This is a genomic window from Actinopolymorpha pittospori, assembly GCF_014873875.1.
Lineage (GTDB): Bacteria > Actinomycetota > Actinomycetes > Propionibacteriales > Actinopolymorphaceae > Actinopolymorpha > Actinopolymorpha pittospori.
Genome location: NZ_JADBEM010000001.1, coordinates 3,317,574 through 3,338,419, shown reverse-complemented (window position 1 = coordinate 3,338,419; position 20,846 = coordinate 3,317,574). Strand labels below are relative to the sequence as shown.

General features: G+C 68.7%; 20 protein-coding genes. 13 read left to right on the top strand and 7 right to left on the bottom strand.

Annotated features, from left to right (window positions below; all coding sequences use genetic code 11):
- Positions 1–63: 63 nt before the first annotated feature.
- Complete coding sequence (locus HEB94_RS15900) at positions 64–615, top strand: AAA family ATPase (protein ID WP_337917713.1); 552 nt, start codon at positions 64–66, stop codon at positions 613–615.
- A gap of 53 nt (positions 616–668) precedes the next feature.
- Here the strand turns inward: HEB94_RS15900 and HEB94_RS15895 are convergent, their stop codons facing one another.
- Positions 669–1,586 (bottom strand): NADP-dependent oxidoreductase, encoded by a 918-nt coding sequence (locus tag HEB94_RS15895; RefSeq protein ID WP_192750612.1) that lies wholly within the window; start codon positions 1,584–1,586, stop codon positions 669–671.
- A 436-nt stretch (positions 1,587–2,022) separates the two neighbouring features.
- On the opposite strand from HEB94_RS15895, the gene HEB94_RS52450 reads away from it, so the two are divergent.
- The 11 genes from HEB94_RS52450 (at position 2,023) to HEB94_RS15845 (ending at position 12,371) form a co-directional block, all read left to right on the top strand.
- Positions 2,023–2,145 carry a hypothetical protein gene (locus HEB94_RS52450; protein WP_273375667.1) on the top strand — a complete coding sequence of 41 codons (123 nt, stop codon included), beginning with the start codon at positions 2,023–2,025 and terminating at the stop codon, positions 2,143–2,145.
- A gap of 4 nt (positions 2,146–2,149) precedes the next feature.
- The gene (gene helR / locus HEB94_RS15890; RefSeq protein WP_192750611.1) at positions 2,150–4,327 is read left to right on the top strand and encodes an RNA polymerase recycling motor ATPase HelR; all 2,178 of its coding nucleotides are present in this window, start codon (positions 2,150–2,152) and stop codon (positions 4,325–4,327) included.
- A gap of 83 nt (positions 4,328–4,410) precedes the next feature.
- Positions 4,411–4,929: an HAD domain-containing protein gene (locus HEB94_RS15885; protein ID WP_192750610.1), complete on the top strand. Its 519-nt coding sequence runs from the start codon at positions 4,411–4,413 to the stop codon at positions 4,927–4,929.
- 82 nt (positions 4,930–5,011) lie between these two features.
- Entirely contained in the window at positions 5,012–5,551 is a 540-nt protein-coding gene (locus tag HEB94_RS15880; protein ID WP_192750609.1) for a GNAT family N-acetyltransferase, read from the top strand.
- A 196-nt stretch (positions 5,552–5,747) separates the two neighbouring features.
- Positions 5,748–6,155 (top strand): phenolic acid decarboxylase, encoded by a 408-nt coding sequence (locus HEB94_RS15875; RefSeq protein ID WP_192750608.1) that lies wholly within the window; start codon positions 5,748–5,750, stop codon positions 6,153–6,155.
- 192 nt (positions 6,156–6,347) lie between these two features.
- Positions 6,348–7,268: an aminoglycoside phosphotransferase family protein gene (locus HEB94_RS15870; RefSeq protein WP_192750607.1), complete on the top strand. Its 921-nt coding sequence runs from the start codon at positions 6,348–6,350 to the stop codon at positions 7,266–7,268.
- 68 nt (positions 7,269–7,336) lie between these two features.
- The gene (gene pdxR / locus HEB94_RS15865) at positions 7,337–8,734 is read left to right on the top strand and encodes a MocR-like pyridoxine biosynthesis transcription factor PdxR (protein WP_192750606.1); all 1,398 of its coding nucleotides are present in this window, start codon (positions 7,337–7,339) and stop codon (positions 8,732–8,734) included.
- 41 nt (positions 8,735–8,775) lie between these two features.
- Entirely contained in the window at positions 8,776–9,180 is a 405-nt protein-coding gene (locus HEB94_RS15860; RefSeq protein ID WP_192750605.1) for a cupin domain-containing protein, read from the top strand.
- Between the two features lie 14 nt (positions 9,181–9,194).
- Positions 9,195–10,010 (top strand): NAD-dependent epimerase/dehydratase family protein, encoded by an 816-nt coding sequence (locus tag HEB94_RS15855; RefSeq protein ID WP_192750604.1) that lies wholly within the window; start codon positions 9,195–9,197, stop codon positions 10,008–10,010.
- Between the two features lie 514 nt (positions 10,011–10,524).
- Complete coding sequence (locus HEB94_RS49275) at positions 10,525–11,178, top strand: hypothetical protein (RefSeq protein ID WP_202896369.1); 654 nt, start codon at positions 10,525–10,527, stop codon at positions 11,176–11,178.
- Between the two features lie 113 nt (positions 11,179–11,291).
- Entirely contained in the window at positions 11,292–12,371 is a 1,080-nt protein-coding gene (locus HEB94_RS15845) for a hypothetical protein (RefSeq protein WP_192750603.1), read from the top strand.
- Between the two features lie 28 nt (positions 12,372–12,399).
- On the opposite strand, the gene HEB94_RS15840 is transcribed toward HEB94_RS15845, so the two are convergent.
- The gene (locus tag HEB94_RS15840) at positions 12,400–12,942 is read right to left on the bottom strand and encodes a helix-turn-helix domain-containing protein (protein WP_192750602.1); all 543 of its coding nucleotides are present in this window, start codon (positions 12,940–12,942) and stop codon (positions 12,400–12,402) included.
- A 65-nt stretch (positions 12,943–13,007) separates the two neighbouring features.
- Between HEB94_RS15840 and HEB94_RS15835 the strand changes: the two genes are divergently transcribed.
- Positions 13,008–14,294, top strand: coding sequence for an erythromycin esterase family protein (locus HEB94_RS15835; protein WP_202896368.1), 1,287 nt, complete (start codon positions 13,008–13,010; stop codon positions 14,292–14,294).
- 32 nt (positions 14,295–14,326) lie between these two features.
- Here the strand turns inward: HEB94_RS15835 and HEB94_RS15830 are convergent, their stop codons facing one another.
- The 5 genes from HEB94_RS15830 to kdpB form a co-directional block, all read right to left on the bottom strand.
- Positions 14,327–15,013 (bottom strand): response regulator transcription factor, encoded by a 687-nt coding sequence (locus HEB94_RS15830; protein ID WP_192750600.1) that lies wholly within the window; start codon positions 15,011–15,013, stop codon positions 14,327–14,329.
- Between the two features lies 1 nt (position 15,014).
- Entirely contained in the window at positions 15,015–16,550 is a 1,536-nt protein-coding gene (locus HEB94_RS15825) for a sensor histidine kinase (RefSeq protein WP_192750599.1), read from the bottom strand.
- Positions 16,551–16,630: 80 nt separating this feature from the next.
- Positions 16,631–18,193, bottom strand: a complete 1,563-nt coding sequence (locus HEB94_RS15820) for a hypothetical protein (RefSeq protein WP_192750598.1) — start codon at positions 18,191–18,193, stop codon at positions 16,631–16,633.
- Between the two features lie 10 nt (positions 18,194–18,203).
- Positions 18,204–18,734 (bottom strand): potassium-transporting ATPase subunit C, encoded by a 531-nt coding sequence (locus tag HEB94_RS15815; RefSeq protein ID WP_192750597.1) that lies wholly within the window; start codon positions 18,732–18,734, stop codon positions 18,204–18,206.
- The gene (gene kdpB, locus HEB94_RS15810; RefSeq protein WP_192750596.1) at positions 18,734–20,827 is read right to left on the bottom strand and encodes a potassium-transporting ATPase subunit KdpB; all 2,094 of its coding nucleotides are present in this window, start codon (positions 20,825–20,827) and stop codon (positions 18,734–18,736) included. The genes HEB94_RS15815 and kdpB overlap by 1 nt, the downstream gene beginning before the upstream one ends.
- Positions 20,828–20,846 lie beyond the last annotated feature (19 nt).

Here is a 20,846-nt window from a genome sequence, read left to right as displayed (position 1 = left end):
CCGCGCGGCCACAGACCGAAAAGTGGTTGCTCACCGACGAGGCTCCTCGGCACGATCGGGGCCGTGATCACACCCGAGTTGTCAGGCTGCGTGATTGTGTCCGGGATGCCGGCGGCAGGGAAGTCCACGGTGACCGGGTTGGCCGCTCGGCTGCTGCCTCGGGCTGCTCAGATCAAGGCCGACGACGTGAACGAGATGATCCTCAGTGGTCGCGTGTGGCGCCTGGGCACGCCCGCCGACGAGGCGAAGCGACAGGCTGAGCTCTGTGACCGGAACCTGTCCGGCCTGGCCAACAACTACATCGATTTCGGCTTCACGGTTCTGATCGACCAGCTCGTCACGGACCTTGCGGAGCTCGACTTCCTGGTCGGCCTGATAGCTCCGCGACCGGTGCACCTGGTCACCCTCGCCCCCAGTGTGGAGGTCTGCCGGCAACGCAACTCGACGCGCACGCTCAGCGAGCGGTGGGAGTTCGACGGTTACCACAGGCTCGAAGCCGAGTTGCGTCGGGACTTCAGCGATGTCGGCTGGTGGTTCGACACATCCGCACTCACGCCGGAGGCGACCGCCGAACAGATCGTCAGGGAAGCGGCACGTCGCGCCCTGCTGAAGTGACGCGCTGAGCTACACAGCGTGAGGCCAAGATCGTCCGGCTCGCGCTCACCGGCTCAGGGAACGAGCACGAGCTTCTTCCCGCCGGTGCGTCCGGCGGCCGCGCGGGTGAACGCGGCGGGCCCCTCGCGCAGCGGGAGAGGCTCCGGTACCAGGCGCAACTCCCCTTCGCCGACCTGCTCCGCCAGCCGGGCCAACTGCCTGGCATCCGGCTGGACGTAGAGGTCGGTGCTGGTGATGGACCGCTCGGCCGCAGGTGCGTCCGAGGTCAGGGAGCACAGCCGCCCGCCGTCGCGTACCAGGGGCAGCACGGCCGTCGCCGTGCCGGTGGCGGCGGTGAGCGCACCGTCGAAGGGTCCGCGTACCCGGTCCGGCCAGTCCGGGTCGTGGTAGTCGACGACCCGCGCCGCTCCAAGGCCACGCAGGCGATCGGTGGAAGAAGCGGAAGCGGTCGCGGTCACCTCGACCCCCATGGCCGCGGCGAGTTGAATCGCCAGCGAGCCGGTGGCGCCGGCTCCGTTGGTGATCAGGAGCCGCTGACCCGAACCGAGACCCAGCGTCGCCAGAGCCTGCCACGCGGTGAGGCCGTTGACCGGCAGTGCTGCCGCTTCCGCAGGCGTCAACCCGGGCAGACAGGGCGCCGTGTCAGCCGCGGTGAGCAGGACACGTTCGGCCCAGAAGCCGCTTCCGCCGGGCAGCGGAGCCTCGTGCGCGAGGACCCGGTCACCGACGGCGAACTCATCGACATCGACATCGGCGCCGACCGCCAGGACCCTGCCCGCGCCTTCCACTCCCAGCGCCGCCGGCGGACGCAAGCCGACGTCCCAGCCGGCGCCGTTGAGCAACTGATCCCACGGTCCGACCCCGGCCGCCTCGACTGCCACCAGAAGCTGCCCGGGACCGGGCGACGGTGGGTCGGGCAGTTCCAGCAGCATGACGTCCGCACCCGGCCCGGACACTCCGCACGCCTTCATCGGTATCCCTTTCGCCCGGTTCGACCGACCAGGAGGTGGAGGCCGCAAGGCAGTCCTTGACGGCCGAGACAGCGCCAGCGACATCTCGAGTGAGACACGTCTCGCGCCCTCCACGCTATGACCCCGCTCCACGCTGTGACCCGCGTTCAAGAGTCTCGCCCGAAGCAAGGACACGTTGACGTGGCAGAGCCGCCGCGGACGGCGTGGGGCAGGTGGGAGATGCTCCTGGGGCGACGTGAGGCCGTACGCGGCGCTGCCGGTTGGCGAGGAGGTTGTCAGTCCGATCGGACGATCAAAGGGGCTGATCAACGGCAAGGAGGAGTGCGCACTCCCTGCCACTCTCAACTTATAGCGCACCCGGGGGCTTGCGGCAAGACCCCAGTCATGCCGCAGAATCGCTGGCCGTACCTGGAACCACGGAAACGGGGAGTACGAAATGCGTGTGGCGTTGTCGACGTATGGGTCGCACGGGGACCTCGAACCCGTGGCCGCCGTGGCCTGCACGATCCACACCAACGGAGCGACGGTGGCCGCGAAGCTGCTGCTCGATCGGAGCTGATGACGTGAACCCCCTGACCACCAGCGTGTTCGACCTTCCCGACAACCTTGCCGCCAAGGCCGACCCGACACTGATCGCCGGCGACGAGCGGCACTTCGCGGCCATCGCGGAGAGCCTCGAGCAGGCGATCACCGACCTGTCCGACCGCCTCGACGCCGCCCGCAAGGCACCCGGCGGCATCGGCCAGGAGGCCATGGACCGGGACATGGAGATCCACCGGCTGACCGCTCGCCTGCGTACCCTGCGTCGCTTCGGTTTGGACCTGTGCCTCGGACACATGGTCAGCGCGGAGGACCCCGAGCCCGTCTACGTCGGACGACTCGGCCTCACCGACAGCGCGGGTCGTCGGCTGCTGCTCGACTGGCGGTCCCCGGCGGCTGAGCCGTTCTTCGGAGCGACCCACGCCAACCCGATGGGGCTGGCGAGCCGCCGCAGGTATCGCTGGACCCGCGGCCGGATCAGCGACTACTGGGACGAGGTGTTCACCCCGGACGGTCTGGAGGGGCGCGCCGCGCTCGACGACCAGTCCGCCTTCATCGCCAGCCTCGGCAGCAGCCGCTCACCCCGGATGCGGGACGTGCTCGGCACCATCCAGGCCGACCAGGACGCCATCATCCGCGCGGGATCCCGCGGCACTCTGGTCGTCGACGGCGGTCCTGGTACCGGGAAGACCGTGGTGGCTCTGCACCGCACGGCCTACCTCCTCTACTCCGACCCTCGCCTGGGTCACCGTCGAGGCGGCGTCCTGTTCGTCGGTCCGCACCAGCCCTACCTGACCTACGTCGCCGACGTCCTCCCCAGCCTCGGGGAGGAGGGCGTGCAGACCTGCACCCTGCGGGACCTCGTCCTCGAGGGAGCCACGGCGGGAGTCGAGACCGACCCGGACGTGGTCCGCCTGAAGTCGTCCGCGGACATGGTGAAGGCCATCGAGCCAGCCGTCCGGCTCTACGAGGAGCCGCCCACCAAGGGGATGACGGTCCAGACCCACTGGTCCGACATCTGGCTCAGTCCCGCTGACTGGGCCGAGGCGTTCGGAGCGACAGACTCCGGCACTCCGCACAACGATGCGCGCGAGGAGGTCTGGGAGGAACTGCTCACGATCCTGATCGACAAGCACGGCGACGAGTACGAGGGCGAAGAAGTCCCGGCCGACCTGCTGCGCAGGTCACTGCTGCGGAACCAGGATCTGGTCACCACCTTCAACAGGGCGTGGCCGCTGATCGATCCGGACGACCTCGTCGGAGATCTGTGGTCGGTGCCCGCCTACCTGCGCATGTGCGCGCCCTGGCTCAACCCGGATGAGGTACGGAAGTTGCAGCGCGCGGATCCCCACGCCTGGACGGTGTCCGACCTGCCTCTCCTGGACGCGGCACGGCAACGGCTCGGCGACCCGGAGGGAGCACGACGTCGGCGCCGGCAGCAGGCCGCTGCCGCCGCCGAGCGCGAGCGGATGTCCCACGTGGTCGACAACCTCATCGAGACGGACGACTCCGAGATGCTGGTGATGTCGATGCTCCGCGGGGAGGACCTGCAGGAGACCCTGGTCGACGAGGCAGCGCTGTCGAGCACCGACCCGGACCTGCTGGCCGGCCCGTTCGCGCACATCGTCGTGGACGAGGCGCAGGAACTGACCGACGCGGAGTGGCAGATGTTGCGGCTCCGCTGCCCGTCCCGCAGCTTCACCATCGTCGGGGATCGTGCCCAGGCCCGGCACGGGTTCACGGAGTCGTGGCAGGAGCGGCTCGAGCGGATCGGGCTCGACAACATCAACCTGGCTTCCCTGAGCATCAACTACCGGACGCCGGAAGAGGTCATGACAGAAGCCGAGCCTGTCATCCGGGCCGTACTCCCAGACGCCAACGTGCCGACCTCGATCCGCAGCAGCGACGTCCCCGTCGTCCACGGATCCGTCTCGGAGCTTGGCTCGATCCTCGACACCTGGCTCACCGAGCACACCGAGGGGATCGCCTGCGTCATCAGCGCCCATGGCGTCGCGGACGGCACGTTCCGGGCGACGTCCCGCGTCCAGTCGCTGACGCCGGAGCTGTCCAAGGGGCTCGAGTTCGACCTGGTCGTCCTCATCGACCCGGAGGCGTTCGGCGAGGGTATCGAAGGGGCGGTCGACCGCTACGTCGCGATGACCCGGGCGACCCAGCGACTCGTCATTCTCACCAGCTCCTGACGTTCCGCCACGACCTCCCCGGGGGCCGCCCGCGCCGTAGCGGATGTGGGTGGCCCCCGGTGGGCCGTTGCTATCGTGCGGCAGTGACCGATACGGTAGGCCGCCCTCTGCTCTTTCTCGATGTGGACGGAACACTCATCCCTTTCGGAGTCCCACCTGCGCCACGTCCGGATGTCCCGGAGCTTCACGAAACGCAGGACCCCTCGGATGCCCCCATCAATCCGTTTCTGGCGAGGCTCGATCCCGAGCACGGGAGGCGCCTTCTGGCGTTGCCGTGCGACCTCGTGTGGGCTTCGTCCTGGATGTCCGATGCGAACGAGGAGATCGCTCCGCGAATCGGCTTACCGGAACTGCCCGTCGTGGCCTGGCCCGACGGGTGCGAGGGCGAGGAGGGGGAGGGGCTGCACTGGAAGACTCGTGCCCTGGTCGACTGTGCCGCTGGGCGCGCGTTCGTCTGGGTGGATGACGAGATCACCGAGACTGATCGCTCCTGGGTGTCCGAACACCATCAGGGGCTGGCTCTTCTTCATCGCGTCAAGTCAAGCCACGGCCTCACTGACGCAGACTTCGCGATCGTCGGAGACTGGCTGGCGCGATGCTAGCTGTCCGAGCTGGACGCGCATGACCTCGCCGCGGGGCTGTGCCGTCGCGGGAGGAACGGGACTCCCGAGGAGAGGTGTCTTCATGGCAGTCGAGTACGCGATCCGGCCACCTCGACCCGCGGACGCGACGTCGCTCGGCCACGTCCACATCCGGATCTGGCGGGAGGCATATGTGGGACTCATGCCGCAACAGTTCCTGGACAAGCTGGATCCGCGCCAGTCAACCATCCGGTGGCTGACGATGCTCGAGCAGCCAGACGAGCGCGTGACACGGCTGATCGGCCTGGCTGAGCAGGAGATCGTCGGCTTCATCGCCGTTGGGCCAGCCCGCGACGATGACGCACCGACATCCACGGAACTACAGGTCATCAACGTGTTGGCTGCCCACCATGGCACCGGCCTCGCCAACCAACTCTTGACAGCCGCCCTCGGCGACGCCGCTGCCTACCTGTGGGTCGTGGAGGGGAACGAACGGGCGCTGGCGTTCTACCGTCGGCACCGCTTCGCGGTGGACGGTGCGGCGAAGAAACACCCCGGGACAGGAGTCAATGAACTACGCATGGTTCGCGTGGGCGGCAAGGGCTTGGACAGCGGCGAGGGCTTGGACGCCGGCGGGAGCTAGGGCAGGCTGAAGAGCATGGCGCCCGAGAACCGGAGCGTGTTGCGCCGCCCCACGGAAGCGCGCCGTTCGTGTGGGTGGAATGCGGGGTTCGCGACGCATGTACGCCAGGTCGGGAGAGGACCGACCATGACTGTTGGCGAAGCGCCGCCCTCTCGGGCCCAGAGACTGTTCTCTCTCACCTCAGGGGTGGATCCCCATGCTCCGTGCCATTCTCGGCGCACGACTGGGCTGGCTCCAGGCCGACGGCTGGGTCTTCGATCCGGTCATCGTCGGGCCGGACGACATCGAGTACACCCTCGCGGCGGGCCCACATGCCGGACGACATGCCATCCAGAGGACGTACTACCAGCGCGTCGCGCCTGGGATCGAGACGACGGCCTGGTACGAGGAGAGCGGGGCGGTCGTCCACGTGACGTGGTACCTGGAGTCGCAGACCTCGCACCGCTTCGGCGCGATTCCCGCCTGGCTGGCAAGGGACTTCAGCGTGTACCGGGGGGACAACCAGGACCCGGCGTTCCTCGAGAGGATCCACCGACTCGCGGCGGAGGGCCCCGACCGGCCCCGGCACATCTTCTCCGACGACGGCTACTTCGAGGTCCTCTAGATTCCGAGGTGCTCCAGGTTCCGAGGTGCTCCAGATCGGGCGGCCCGGGCCGACGGCGCGACAGGTGAGCCGCCGGGAAATGTTGTTGCCGATGAGGGGCCGTTGTGGGTGGATGGTCCGATGCCGGAGTCGTCGCTCTTCGCCAGGCAGCAGGCCGTCCGGGTTGCCGTTCAGTCCAGTAGGGGTGGGTAGATGAGTGGGGTCCCCGACCTTGGTCCCGTGCCGACGCGCATTCCTTCCGATGTGGGGCTGGTGCGGCGGCTCGTCGCCACGCAGTTCCCGCAGTGGGCCGATCTTCCGATCCGGCGGGTCGCGAACGAGGGCTGGGACAACCGGACGTTTCATCTCGGCGGCGAGCTGTCGGTGCGGCTGCCCAGCGCCTCGCCGTACGCGCTGGCGGTCGACAAGGAACACCGGTGGCTCCCGCTACTCGCCCCACAGCTACCCCTGCCCATCCCCGTTCCGGTGGCGAAAGGCGCGCCCGGCGAGGGCTATTCACACGCGTGGTCGGTCTACCGATGGCTCGGTGGCGAGCCCGCGAGCCGGGCCACCATCGCCGACCTGACCGCGTTCGGTGCCACGCTCGCCGACTTCCTTGCCGCCCTGCAACAGATCGACCCCACCGACGGCCCAGCTCCTGGACTACACAACTGGTACCGAGGCGGGACGTTGGAGACCTACGACAAAGAGGCACAGCGCGCACTCGAGGCGCTGGACGGCCACGTTCGTACCGACGTCGCCGCGGAGATCTGGCAGGCCGCGTTGCGGGAGTCCTGGGACCAGCGTCCGGTCTGGTTCCACGGCGATGTGGCCCAGGGAAACCTTCTGGTGAAGGACGGCACGCTTGTCGCCGTCATCGACTTCGGTACGTGCGGCGTCGGAGACCCGGCGTGCGACCTGGCGATCGCCTGGACCTTGCTGTCGGGACCGAGCCGCAAGGTGTTTCGTGACCGGCTGTCTGTCGACCAGGCGACCTGGGCACGCGGGCGAGGCTGGGCGCTGTGGAAGACCCTCGCCACCTACGCTGGGGCCCTCGGCGACGGAGGCTCCGAGCTCGCGGATGCGAAATACGTACTCGAGCAGATCTGCACCGAATACGAAGAATCGGGATAATGCGCGGGATAGCCGGTGCTGGCTCGACCGCCCGGCGCTTTCGGCCGTACGGATGAGATCGTTGGCGGGTGGCGGAGTCACTCGACCTGCATCTGGAGTTCGATCCGGACGCGGGTTTTCCGGGTCGTTCGCTGGAGGCCGCGTTACGAGACAGCATTCGGGCCGGCCGGCTGCGGGCCGGGTCGCGTCTGCCCGGGAGCCGGAGCCTGGCCACCGACCTGGGCCTCGCCCGGGGCACGGTGGTGCAGGCCTACGCGCAACTGGTCGCGGAAGGGTGGCTGGTGTCGGCGCCCGGCTCGGGAACCCGAGTCGCGGAGGTGCCCCATGACCCGCCCAGCTCACGCGTGAAACCGCATCCGTCGGCCGCGTCCGCGCAAGTGATCGAGTTACGGCCGGGGATTCCCGATCTCGGTTCGTTCCCACGTACGGCCTGGGCCAGCAGTGTCCGCCGGGCGCTGGCGACGGCCTCCCACGACGAGCTGGACTACACCGAGCCGACCGGGCTGCCCGGGTTGCGGGCGGCGGTGGCCGGCTATCTCGCGCGTACCCGTGGGGTGCGCTGCGACCCGGACGCCGTGGTGATCACCGCGGGCTTCACCCAAGGCCTCTCCCTGCTGGCGCGGGCGCTGCACGGGCGCGGCGTACGCGCCATCGCCACCGAGAACCCCGGCCTGGCCCGCCACCGGATGGTGCTGCGTGCCGCGGGACTGGCGGTCACCCCGCTCACCGTCGGCGCGGGCGGAGCCGACCCGGACGAGGCGACGGGTCAGGCCGCGCTGCTCACCCCCGCGCACCAGCATCCGACCGGGGTGGTGCTCGCCCCGCGGCACCGCTACCAGCTCATCGCCTGGGCGCGGGAGCACGACGCGTTCCTGATCGAGGACGACTACGACGGTGAGTTCCGCTACGACCAACGGCCGGTCGGCGCGATGCAGGCGCTGGCGCCCGAGCGGATCGTGTACGCCGGCAGCACGAGCAAGTCGCTGGCGCCGGGCGTACGGCTGGGCTGGTTCGTCGTACCCGAACCGCTGCGCCGCGACCTGACGGCGGCGATCCGGGAGGCCGGCGCCGGGGTCTCCGCGATCAGCCAGCTCGCGATGGCCGACCTCCTCGCGCACGGCGACTACGACCGGCACATCCGCCGCATGCGCCTGAGCTACCGGCGCCGCCGAGCCGAACTCGCCGACCGTCTGGCCGAGGTGACCGCCACCCCGCTGGAGGGCATCGCGGCCGGCATGCACGCACTGCTGCCGATGGCCTCGGCGGCGGAGGAGCGCCGGCTGATCCAGGCCGGGCGGCGCCAGGGTCTGCACCTGACCGGTCTGCACAGCAACGACTACTGGCACGATCCGGCGGACGAGCGGCAGGCGGCGGCGCTGATCCTCGGATACGCGGCGCCGCCCTCGCACGCGTGGGCGGCGGCACTGACCAGGCTCTGCCAACTGGTCCATCAAAGCCGTCGCTAAGTGGTCCATTCCGCTGGTCCGGATCGGGTTACGTTCGGACCATGGAGACCATGAAGATGGGCAACAACGAGCTCGTACTGCTGGGCACGGTCATGCCTCCGGAGCTGCCGGAGGGCTCGCACGTGATGACGGCGACGATCGAACTACCGCCAGGCGACCCCGGCTCGCCGCCGCACCGGCACTCCGGCCCCGTCTTCGGCTACATGCTCACGGGCGAGATGATCTTCGAGCTGGAGGGCGAGCCGGAACGGGCGGTCAAGGCCGGCGAATCGTTCTGGGAGCCGGGCGGCGACGTCATCCACTACCAGGCCGCCAACAACCTGCCCGACCAGAAGAGCAAGTTCGTGGTCGTCATGGTGTGCGCACCCGACCAGGAGATGCTGGTGTTCGTCAGCCCTGAGGAACTCGAGCAGCGCAAGGGCCGCCGGGCGCCCCGGCCGAACTGACGGGGAGCATCGTGATGCGCATCCTTCTCGCCGGTTCGACCGGCGTCATCGGCCGCCGGCTCGAACCGCTTCTGACCGCCCAGGGCCATGAGGTCATCGGACTGGCCCGCACCGGCCCGGTCGCCGTCGACGTGTTCGACCGCGACGCGGTGGCGGCCGCTGTGCGCGACGCCCGGCCTGACGTGGTGATGCACCAGCTGACCAGCCTGAGTACGGGCGACATCGCCGCCAACTCGCGGTTGCGCCGGGTCGGGACCCGCAACCTGGTCGACGCGGCGCTCGCCGCCGGCGTACGCCGGATCGTGGCACAAGGCATCACCTGGGCGTACGAGCCGGGCGCCGACCCCGCGCCCGAGGAGACCCCGTTCGACCTCGGCGCCCCCGAGCCGCGGCAGACCAGTGTGGCCGGGGTCGCCGCACTCGAATCCGCCGTCCGGGAGGCGCCCGAGTGGGTCGTGCTGCGGTACGGCATTCTCTACGGCCCGGACACCTGGTACGCCCGCGACGGCCTGATGGCCCAGCTTGCCGGCGCCGGCAAGGTCCCCGCTGACGCGGACGTGAGCAGCCTGGTGCACATCGAGGACGCCGTCGCCGCCGCGGTCGCGGCCCTGGACTGGCCCACCGGCGCGGTCAACGTCTGCGACGACGAACCCGCCGCGGCCTCGGAGTGGGTGCCCGCGTTCTGCGCGGCGACGGGGGTCCCGGCGCCCGCGGAGACCGAGGGCGAGCGGCACGGCTGGGCACGGGGCGCGAGCAACCACTACGCCCGCAAGCACCTCGACTGGATCCCGAAGTATCCCTCCTGGCACGCGGGCTTCGCCGCCCTGTGAGCCGATCGCCGGCGAACGCCCGCACAGGCCCTGGTCTGTGCGGGCGACGGAGAGGAGGAGCCATGCCGGATCAACGCAAGCCGGCCGCGCTGAGCGACGACTACGCGCGCTTCGGGCTGGAGCGCGACGTCGTCCGCGAATGGGAGGACGGCGCCCGCACCGACGATCGCGCCGGGTCGTACGAGTGGTGGTACTTCGACGCCCACCTCGATGACGGCGCGAAGGTCGTCGTGGTGTTCATGAACAAGGACCTCGGCGCGGCGTCCAGCCCGCTGTCCCCGCAGCTCCGGCTCAATCTGGAGCTGCCCGACGGCACGACGTCCAACCACACGATCGCGGTCCCGGCGGCGCAGTGGTCGGCGGCGAGCGGGCGTACGGACGTGCGGATGGGGCCGCACAACCGCTTCCAGGGCGAGAACCTACGCGAGTACCGGATCCAGGCGAGCGCCGGTACGGTGAGTGTCAACCTCACGTTGACGTCCGAGGTCCCGGCCTGGCGTCCGGCCCCGGGCACATGCTCTTCGGCGCGAACCGCGACCTCGAGTTCGACTGGCTTCCCGCGGTACCGCAGGGATCCGTGCGCGGCTCGTACACGATCGACGGGGTGCGGCACGAGACGACCGGCGTCGGCTATCACGACCACAACTGGGGCAACGTCGGACTGCCGAAGATCGTCAACGACTGGTACTGGGGACGCGGGCAGGCCGGGCCGTACACCGCCATCGCGTCGTTCATCACGAGCGCCGAGAAGTACGGCTTCGCCGAGATCCCCATCTTCATGCTGGCCCGTGACGGCCGGATCATCGGCGACGACCCGGAGAAGATGACGTTCGAACGGCACGGGGTCTACACCGACGCCAAGACCGGCAAGCCGGTGGCGAGCATCGTCCAGTACACGTACGTGGACGACGATGACACGTACGTGGTGACCTTCGACCGCGAACGCGACCTGGTCTGCAACCCGCTCACCAAGGACCTGCCCTGGCTGAAGCGGACGGCGGCCCGGCTGATGCGCTTCGACGGCGCCTACCTCCGCTTCGCGGGTGTGCTCACGATCGAGCACCACAAGAACGGACGCCTGGTCGAGGAGTTCGCCGAGGACGCGATCTGGGAGCTCATGTACTTCGGGCACGCCCGCATCACTTCGCCGGATCCGTCACGTCCATGACCTGCGCGAACTTGTTGGTGGGTCTTTCCCTCGCTGCACTTGCGACTCCGTAAAGGGGAGGGGCTTACCCTCGTCTCCGTGCCGCAATGCCCCGACCGTCGATGGAGGTGCCCGTGACGGAGCTGTGGCCCGGATTTTCTCCGACGAACCATCCCGTCGCGCTGTTCGACGGCGAGCGCACCTGGTTGTTTCGGCACCCGAGCCCACCGGAGGAGTTCCGCCAGGCTTCAGATGCGGAGGGAGCCCTCGTCTTCGACGGCCGGCACCCTGCCGTGGTCGGGAGTTCGCTGGTCGATCTGGGCGGTGTGACGACTGCCACGGTCCTGCAGGGCGACCGACCAGACGTGCAGGCAGAGATCGCCCACGAGACGTTCCACGTCTTCTGCCGTGTACGGCATCCCGCCTGGGCCGCGAACGAAGTGTCCGCGCTCACCTACCCAGTTGAGGACCCCGAGGTGCTTACGCTGCGACGTCTCGAGGCCGAGGCTCTCCGGCGCGCCGTGCTCGAAGGTGCTGCGGGCTGGGCTGTCGTCGCGGCCAGCCTCCGTCAAGATCGCTTCGAACGCCTCCCAGAGTCGGCGGTCCGCTACGAACGTGATCTGGAACGCTACGAAGGCTTGGCCTTCTACGTCGAGGGAAAGTGGGCGGGCGCCATCCGCTGCGTGGAAGCGCTCGCCACACCATCACGGCCAGATGATATTCGCCGGGCTGCCTACCACACCGGTGAAGCCATGGCTGTGCTCCTCGACAAGTTCGCACCTGGCTGGGCGGATGCGTTGGAAGCCAACGACACTCTTGAGCTTGACGGCCTGCTCCGGGCCGCGGTGGCTGGTCAAGCATCGAAGGAGTTCTCCGCCGACGAGCGTGCCGAGGTCGCCCGGAGTGCGCGGGAGGCCGTCGCGGCGATGGAGACCCAACGCCGCCTACGTCGTGAGGCGTTCCTTGCCCGTCATGGGCGCATCGTCCTTACCGCCTTGAGCCCGAACGCGTTCGAGGTAGCGGGATACGACCCGATGAACATCGAGCACCTCGGCCGCGGGGAGGTCCTGCACACGCGTTTCCTGAAGCTCCGCGGTGAGGGCGTCGAACTGGAGGTGTTCGACTCACCGGCGCTGACCGAGAGTGCGGGAGCGCACCCGCTGCACGACGGTATCCGGCGCGTCACGTTCACCAGCATGGGCGACGCCAGCTGAAAGGCCGGCCTGCCGTACGTTCGCGGGATCAGCTTTCCTCATCGGGATTCTCGGCGGGGAAGAAGATCGCGCTCACCATGCGCGGCCGGCGGCCCGGCGCTGGCGGGTTGGCCCACCGCGACCGGAACAGCGCGACGAGCTCCTCGACCATCTCGGCGTGCTCGTCGTCGGTGAGCCACATGCTGCCCTGCCGGTAACCGACGAGGTCGGCGACCGGGTCGGCGTCCTCGCGGTCGAGATAGTTGTTGAACTCGGCGAGCAGAGCGGCCATGGCTCCGGCGAACGCGCGGCGATGATCCTCCAGCGACATGGTCTTGGCCAGGTCCAGATCGATTGTCGCGCTGTCGCGACGGAGCCGGTAGTAGCGCTCGACGGCGCCGTGCACCCGCTTCTCGTCCACGACCTCCAGGACTCCCCCTTCGGCCAGCAGGCCGACGTGCCGGTACACGCTGGTCTTGGGCACGTCGGGCAAGCGTTGGCACAGCTGGGCGGCGGTACGGACGCGATCACCCTGCATCGCGTTCACGATGCGGCTGCGGACCGGGTGCAGAAGGAGGTCGAGCGTCTTCACGACCCATACGATCCCACATCTGGTACCGTTCCCAAAATTGGTACAGGCGATTTGAGGGTTGGATGATGACCAAGCTGAGCAAGCAGGCGGTGCGGCCGATGCGCACGCTGGACCCGGACGGACCGCTGGACGATCTCGAATGGCTGGATGATGTGGTCGGAAAGGCCCGCGTGGTGGCGCTCGGCGAGAGCTCCCACTACATCGCCGAGAATCTCCAACTGCGCCACGGTCTGACGCGCTACCTGGTCGAGCGGCACGGGTTCGACGCGTACGCGATGGAGACCGGGTTCACCGAAGGATGGCTGGTCCACAACTGGGTCCGCACCGGCGAGGGAAGCCTGGGCCAGGCCATGGCGGCCGGCGTGACATCGCTGCTGGGACTGTGGACACAGCTGCGTGCGCATCTGCAGTGGATGCGAGAGCACAGCCCGTCGGTTGCGTTCTACGGCACCGACCTGGGCGGCTCGGTCGTGTCCCTGCTCCCCAGCCTCGATGCCGTGACCGCCTATCTCGCCAAGGCCGATCCCGACTTCGAGCTGAACCCGAGGCTCCGCGAAACGGCCACCGCCTTCGCGATCCCGTCCGCGTTCTCCATCCCCCAAGGGCTCGCGGCCTACGGTGAACTCGCGCCGGAAGACCGGGACGCACTGACCGCAGGGCTTGCCGAGCTGTCGGCGCGGGTGACCAGCAGGCGCCTCGACTATGTCCGCAGGACCTCCGTCGACGACTACGAGCGCACACTCCGCTCCCTGCGCGAGGTGGTCACGATCGACATGGGTCTGCGCCACCTGGTTCGGGGCGAGCAGCTCGGCATGCTCACCATCCGGGATGCCACGTCCACGGAGACGGTCGAGTGGCTACTCCACCGGCACGACCGGATCGTCCTCGGCGCGCACAACGGACATGTGCAGCGTTCGCCCGGCACACTGCCCGGCACCCCGCAGGGCGTACCGCCCGCGACGCCGATGGGCCTGCGGTTGGCCGATCGGCTGGGCGAGGACTACGTGGTCATCGGCGTCACCATGGGCTCCGGCCAGACGCTCATGGAAGGCCCGGAGTTCTACGAAGGCAAGCTCTTCATGGATCTCGAGCCACCCAGGCCCGACAGCCTCGACGGCCTGATGGCGGCGAGCCACGACGGCCCGTTCGGGGTCGACCTGCGGCGGCTGCCACCTGAGGACACCGCAAAGGTGGGCGCAGTTCGCCAACAGCGGTTCGGCACCCAGTACCTCCAGCTGAACCCACTGGGCGCCTACGACGCCGTCGTGCACCTGCCGCACGTTCGCGGGGCCGACCCCGACCAGGACGTGATCGCCCACTCCCACCCTGACGTACGGAAGCGATTCCTCTAGGCCTGCGTCCGCAGGACAGGGCCTGGTCGGGCTCAGGTGTCGGTGGCGTTGAGGCGGTAGCCGACGGAGGGGTCGTTCTGCAGAAAGTGACCGCGTTCGTCGTGGAGCTTCTTACGAATGCGGTAGGCGTAGACCTTGAGGTAGTGCGAGTCGTTGGCGTACGAGGGTCCCCACACGTTCTCCATGATCATGCGACGCGTGCAGACCTTGCCGACGTGCCGGGCAAGGTAGGCGAGGAAGTCGAACTCCTTGGGGGTGAGGTCCAACGACTCGCCTCGAAAGGTCGCCTCGTAGTGCGGCAGGTCGAGGGTGAGGTCGCCGACCTGTAGCAGGCTGTTGGTGTTGCCTCCGGGGTCCGTGGCGTGGTGGCGTACCGCGACGCGGATGCGAGCGTCGAGTTCGCGCATACCGAACGGTTTGGTCATGTAGTCGTCGGCCCCACCGTCGAGGGCCTCGATCTTGCGGTCCTCGCTGCCGTCGGCGGACAGGATGACGATGGGGGTGTCGGTCCATCCGCGGATCCGGGTGCAGACCTCCATACCGTCGAGGTCGGGGAGGCCCAGGTCGAGGACGATGACGTCCGGGGAGTCCAGCGCGACGTTGGTCAGTCCCTCGCTGCCGGTCTCCGCGGAGCGTACGTCGTGGCCGAGTGCCTGCAGCCCGACCCTGCACGCGTTGAGCAGCGCGATGTCGTCGTCGATGATCAGGATGCCGGCCATGTCAGTGCCTTTCCGGTAGTTCCGCGGCGACGGGGAGGGTGAAGGAGAACCGGGCTCCGCCGCCGGGGGCGTCCTCGACCCAGATGCGTTGCCTGTGGGCGTCGACGAAGGTTTTCGCGATGGTCAGGCCCAGGCCGGTGCCGGTGTCCCTGCGCCGGCGCATGAAGAGGCCGAAGATCTCGCTGCGTCGGTCCGGGCTGACACCGGGCCCGCAGTCGGTGACCGACACGGTGATCAGATCCGGACGAGCGTGTCGGGCCTCGATGGTGATCGGACTGCTCTTCGACGCGAAGCGTGCCGCGTTCTGCACCAGGTTTGTCAGCACGCGGCTGATCAGCACGACGTCGACGTCGATGAGTGGAAGCTCGGCGGGTAGGTCGAGACTGAATTCCTGGTCGCGTGCGGCGACCGGAAGGTCGGCGAGGACCGTGTCCACGACGTGGTGCAGATCGACGATGCTCGCCCGCGGCCGCAGCACTCCGGCCTGCACACGGCTCATGTCGAGCAGACCGGTGACGAGGGTGGCGAGCTGGTCGGCCTGGGTGTCGATCACGCCCGCGAGCTCGCGTTGTGCTCGGTCGTCCAGCTCGCCCCGCAGCTGCGGGTCGACGAGGGTGGACGACGCGGCCTTGATCGACGCCAGCGGGGCCCGCAGGTCGTGGGAGACGGCGGCGACCAGGGTGCGGGCCAGGCGTTCCATCTCCTCGGTCAGTTCGGTGCGGAGAGCCTGTTCCCGCAGTCGGGCCCGTTCGATGGCCAGCGCGATCTGATTGACGAACAACAGCAGGGGCTCGCGTTGGTTGTCGGTGATCGTGGTGCCGGAGACGGTCAGCATGCCGACCGGTCGTCCGGCAGCGACGAGCGCGAACCGGAGCGGGTCGGTGTGTCCCGGGCCGCCGTACGAGCCCACCCGAGCGGTCTCCACCCTGGCCAACCGACCGGGGACACCGGGACCGGCCTGCAACCTGCGCCGGTCCTCCTCGGTGATCGGAGCTCCCGCGGAGGCGACGATCTCGAGCTTGTCGTCACGCGGCAGGAGCAGTGCGACCTGGCGGGCGTCGAAGAGATCGCGCAGGGTGGTGACGATCATCACCAACAGGTCGTCGAGCGGTTTGTCCTCGACCAGCAGGGTGGACAGCTCGAACAGTTCGCGGATCTGCATGCCGCGCTCCCGGGCCTGTGTCCGGGCGGCGTTCAGCCCGGCCACGACCCGCGCGACCGGCAGCATGACCACGACGTACACACCGAGCGCGGCCCAGTTCTGGGTCTCGCCGACCTCGAGGGTCAGATAGGGCGGGATGAAGACGAAGACGTAGACGAGAAATCCGACGACGACACTGAACACGCCGACCGGAAAGCCGCCGATCACGGCACCGACGACCACTGGTACGACGAGCACCAGCGCCGTGGTGGCGATGCTCATCTCGCCGCGAAACGGCAGCATGGCCACGGTGAGCACGGCTGTGCTCGCCAGCGCCGCGATCGACCCGGAGATGCCGTACCGGATCGCTGTGTTTTTGATGTGATACGCCCGCATTGCGACGCCGTCCTTCGACCATGACTCTCGCCAGGATCGCATCCGCACGCTTGGTGCTCGACGCCGCGGCTCCCCCATCGCTACCTACCGGCGTCGGCCGGGCTCGCTGTCGTGGCGAGGATGTGTACGTCGATGCCGGCCCGGTCGGCCAGTCGGCTGAGCCGTGCGACGGTGGAGCCTCCGCTGAGGATCTCCCGCCAGAGGGTGCGCCGGCTGGGCAGGACCACGATCTGGGTGATCCGTTGGCTCGCCGCGAAGTCCAGGAGCGCTGTGGCGGGATCGTCACCGTAGAGGTCGGACCACTGGGCGCCGAGATCGTGGGCGAGGTCGCGCAGTCTCTCGATCTGCGTGTGACGTGCTCCGGCACCGGTGGGTATGACGTAGGCCACATGCAGGTCCGCCTTGCACCGGTTGGCGATCCGGGCCACCCGACGCAGCACCACGTCGGTTCCGGGGGTTGGGGCGACCCCGACCAGCACCCGCTCGATGGCCTCCCAGCCCACGGGCAGGCCGGCCTGGCCGGACCGCCTTGGGGCCTCGCCCTCGCCATCCTCGCCGTCCTCGCCCTCCTCGGCCAGGAAGCGCAGGGCAAGGTCGCGTAGCGCGGTCAGAGTGTCGGTCTGGAAGAACCCGTCCAATGCCCGGCGTGCCACGTCGGGTGCATAGATGTCGCCGTGCGACATCCGGCGGCGCAACTGTTCGGGCGAGGAGTCCACCAGCTCGATCTCGTCGGCGCTTCGGAGGACGGAGTCAGGCACGTGCTCGCGGATCTGGAGACCAGTGAGCTCTTCGACCGCGTCGGTCAGGCCCTGGATGTGTTGGACGTTGACCGTGGTGATCACGTCGATGCCCGCGGCGAGCAGTTCGAGGACGTCCTGCCAGCGTTTCTCGTTGCGCCCGGACCCGGGAACGTTGCTGTGGGCGAGCTCGTCCACCAGCGCGACACCGGGTCGGCGAGTGAGCACTGCCTCGAGGTCCAGCTCCTCGAACCTGCTACCACGGTATTCGACCGACTTGCGTGGCACGGTTTCCAGACCGGCCGCCTGGGCTTGGATGGCCGGTCTCCCGTGCGACTCGACCACGGCGATCACCACGTCGCCACCATGCCCGCGGCGAACCTGGCCCTCGTCGAGCATCGCGTAGGTCTTGCCGACACCCGGTGCGGCGCCCAGGTAGATCCGCAACCGTCCCCCCGCTCCGCCGGACTCGCCCGCCGGCTGGGTCGCTATCGCTCTTCGAGCGGCACGAAGCGCGGCCTGTACCGGCGGCGGCGTACCGGAGCCATGCTCCTCCTCGGCGCGGGCGAGGTCCGGACGCTCGCCAGGCGGGGCCGGGTCGAGCCGGAAGCGTGGGTCCCACGCAACCAGTCGCCCGGCCCGCATGGCGGCCCGACCGCTGACCGCGCACCGGATGTCGGTGCGCAGGCCGTGCACGGTGGCACGGCCGAGGAAGAGCAAGTCCAGCTTGCCTGTGCCGTCGACAAGGGTGCAGCAGTAGGTCTGGCTACGCCCGACCGTGATCGTGCGGGTGGCACCAATCACGCCTGAGATCTCGAACGCCAGTCCTGCTCGTGTCTGCGCGATCGTGGTGGCGACGGCTGACCCGGTGGGCGAACCGTCGGCGTTGTCGATCCATCCGGCCATCTCGGCGCTCTCAGGTGAGTTCGGCCAACGCTTCGTTGAGCTGCAGCACGTTGATGTGCGGGGCGCCGAGGAACCCGAACTGCGGCCCGCTCACATGGCTGGCGATGAGGGCACGCACCTGGCCCACTGACAACCCGCGGGCCTTCGCGACCGTGGCCGCCTGGGCGTAGGCGGCATCAGGACTGATGTCCGGGTCGACACCGCTTCCCGAGGCGGACACCAGGTCCTGGGTCGGGGTGGTTCCCTGCTTCTCCAGGGCGGCGATCCGCTCCTTGTAGGTGCCGAGAAGCTCCTTGGAGCGGGGGCCGAGGTTGGAGCCCCCGGTCGCGGTGGGATCGAAGCCGTCGGCCCGGCCGTGGAACCACTGCGGTCCTGACCATTCCTGGCCGATCAGTGTGGAGCCGTGCTCGGTGAGCGATCCGTTGGCCTTGTCGCCGAGGAACGCCTGTCCTATGCCCGTCACGAGCAACGGGTAGGCCAGTCCGAGCAGAACGAAGAAGATCAACGAAACGATGATCGCCCGTCGTAGGTTCAGCAACATCAGAACGCTCCGAGTGCGGTGAGGATCAGGTCGATCAGTTTGATGAACACGAACGGAACGATGAGCCCGCCCACGCCGTAGATGAGTACGTTGCGGCGTAGGACCGCGGTCGCGCTTGTGGGGCGGAACCGCACACCCCGCAGGGCGAGAGGGATCAGCGCGACGATCACCAGCGCGTTGAAGATCACCGCGGACAGCACCGCGCTCTGCGGGCTGTGCAGGTGCATGATGTCCAACGCGTCCAACTGGCTGTACGTACCCGCGAACAGCGCAGGGATGATCGCGAAGTACTTCGCGACGTCGTTGGCCACCGAGAAGGTCGTGAGCGCACCTCTGGTGATCAGGAGCTGCTTGCCGATCTCGACGATGTCGATCAGCTTGGTCGGGCTGGAGTCGAGGTCGACCATGTTGCCGGCCTCTTTGGCGGCGGTGGTGCCGGTGTTCATGGCGACGCCAACGTCAGCCTGCGCGAGTGCGGGAGCGTCGTTGGTGCCGTCTCCCGTCATCGCGACCAGCTTGCCACCTTCCTGCTCGGCCTTGATGAGGGCGAGCTTCGCCTCCGGAGTGGCTTCGGCGAGGTAGTCGTCCACCCCCGCCTCCTGCGCGATCGCCGCGGCGGTGAGGGGGTTGTCGCCGGTGACCATCACCGTGCGGATGCCGATGGCGCGCAACTCGGCGAAGCGTTCGACGATGCCCGGCTTGACGACGTCCTTGAGCTCGATCACGCCCAGGACCCGGGAACCGTCGGCCACCACCAGGGGCGTGGCTCCGGCTCGGGCGACCCGCTCGACGATCGGATCCAGGTCGGCTGGGGACGACCCCCCCAGCTCACTCACCCAGCGCTTGACGGCGTCCGCCGCACCCTTGCGAATCTGCCGGCCGTCGGTGTCCACACCCGACATGCGGGTCGTGGCGCTGAACGGGATGAACTCGTGTTCTCGTTCCAGATCGCCCCCGCGCAGGCCGTAGCGTTGCTTCGCGAGCACGACGATCGAACGTCCTTCCGGCGTCTCGTCGGCGAGGGAGGAAAGCTGCGCCGCGTTGGCCAGTTCCTGCTCGTCGCACCCGCTCACCGGGTGGAACTCCGAGGCCATCCGGTTGCCCATGGTGATCGTGCCGGTCTTGTCCAGCAGGAGAGTTTGTACGTCACCGGCGGCTTCTACGGCGCGCCCGCTCATCGCGAGAACGTTGCGTTGCACCAACCTGTCCATGCCGGCAATTCCGATCGCTGACAGGAGCGCACCGATGGTGGTCGGGATCAGGCAGACCAGCAACGCGATGAGGACGATGACCGACACCCGGTCCCCGGCGAACATGCTGAACGGCTGCAGGGTGACGACAGCGGGGACGAAGATGATGGTCAACGCCGCGAGCAGGATCGTCAGTGCGACCTCGTTCGGTGTCTTCCGCCGCTTGGCGCCCTCGACGAGGTTGATCATCCGATCCACGAACGTCTTTCCGGGCTCGGCGGTGATCCGCACGATGATCTGGTCCGAGAGGACCCTCGTGCCGCCGGTCACAGCCGACCGGTCGCCGCCCGACTCGCGGATCACCGGAGCGGACTCACCGGTGATCGCCGACTCGTCGACCGAAGCCGCTCCCTCGATCACCTCACCGTCGGAGGGGATGACGTCGCCCGCCTCACAGACCACCACGTCGCCGAGCGACAGTTCGGAGGCCGCCACGCGCTCCTCCCGGCCCTCGGAGCGCAGCCGCCGCGCGTGGGTCTCGGTGCGCATCCGGCGCAGCGTGTCCGCCTGCGCCTTGCCGCGGCCCTCGGCCACCGCTTCGGCGAAGTTGGCGAACAGCACGGTCAGCACCAGCCACACCGTCACCGCCCAGGAGAAGGCACTCGGATCCGCGATCGCCTCCACCAGCGTGATCACCGAGCCGATGAGCACGACGAACATGACGGGGTTCTTCACCTGGACGCGAGGATCGAGCTTGCGCACAGCCTCGACGGCAGCGACACGCATGATCTGCGGGTCGAGCAATCCGCGGCGACTCACCACCCCGCGCCTGGGACCGCCGGGCTCGGCGGAGCTGCCCGAGGCACCAGCACGATCCACATCAGTGACCTCAAGATCCGGCATCACGACATCCTTTCCCAGC

Excerpts from the sequence above, each read along its gene's own strand:
- HEB94_RS15895 (WP_192750612.1), bottom strand. The coding sequence starts at position 1,586 with ATGAAGGCGTGCGGAGTGTCCGGGCCGGGTGCGGACGTCATGCTGCTG.
- HEB94_RS52450 (WP_273375667.1), top strand. The coding sequence starts at position 2,023 with ATGCGTGTGGCGTTGTCGACGTATGGGTCGCACGGGGACCTCGAACCC.
- HEB94_RS15880 (WP_192750609.1), top strand. The coding sequence starts at position 5,012 with ATGGCAGTCGAGTACGCGATCCGGCCACCTCGACCCGCGGACGCGACG.
- HEB94_RS15875 (WP_192750608.1), top strand. The coding sequence starts at position 5,748 with ATGCTCCGTGCCATTCTCGGCGCACGACTGGGCTGGCTCCAGGCCGAC.
- HEB94_RS15870 (WP_192750607.1), top strand. The coding sequence starts at position 6,348 with ATGAGTGGGGTCCCCGACCTTGGTCCCGTGCCGACGCGCATTCCTTCC.
- HEB94_RS15860 (WP_192750605.1), top strand. The coding sequence starts at position 8,776 with ATGGAGACCATGAAGATGGGCAACAACGAGCTCGTACTGCTGGGCACG.
- HEB94_RS15855 (WP_192750604.1), top strand. The coding sequence starts at position 9,195 with ATGCGCATCCTTCTCGCCGGTTCGACCGGCGTCATCGGCCGCCGGCTC.
- HEB94_RS49275 (WP_202896369.1), top strand. The coding sequence starts at position 10,525 with ATGCTCTTCGGCGCGAACCGCGACCTCGAGTTCGACTGGCTTCCCGCG.
- HEB94_RS15835 (WP_202896368.1), top strand. The coding sequence starts at position 13,008 with ATGACCAAGCTGAGCAAGCAGGCGGTGCGGCCGATGCGCACGCTGGAC.
- HEB94_RS15830 (WP_192750600.1), bottom strand. The coding sequence starts at position 15,013 with ATGGCCGGCATCCTGATCATCGACGACGACATCGCGCTGCTCAACGCG.
- HEB94_RS15825 (WP_192750599.1), bottom strand. The coding sequence starts at position 16,550 with ATGCGGGCGTATCACATCAAAAACACAGCGATCCGGTACGGCATCTCC.
- HEB94_RS15820 (WP_192750598.1), bottom strand. The coding sequence starts at position 18,193 with ATGGCCGGATGGATCGACAACGCCGACGGTTCGCCCACCGGGTCAGCC.
- HEB94_RS15815 (WP_192750597.1), bottom strand. The coding sequence starts at position 18,734 with ATGTTGCTGAACCTACGACGGGCGATCATCGTTTCGTTGATCTTCTTC.
- kdpB (WP_192750596.1), bottom strand. The coding sequence starts at position 20,827 with ATGCCGGATCTTGAGGTCACTGATGTGGATCGTGCTGGTGCCTCGGGC.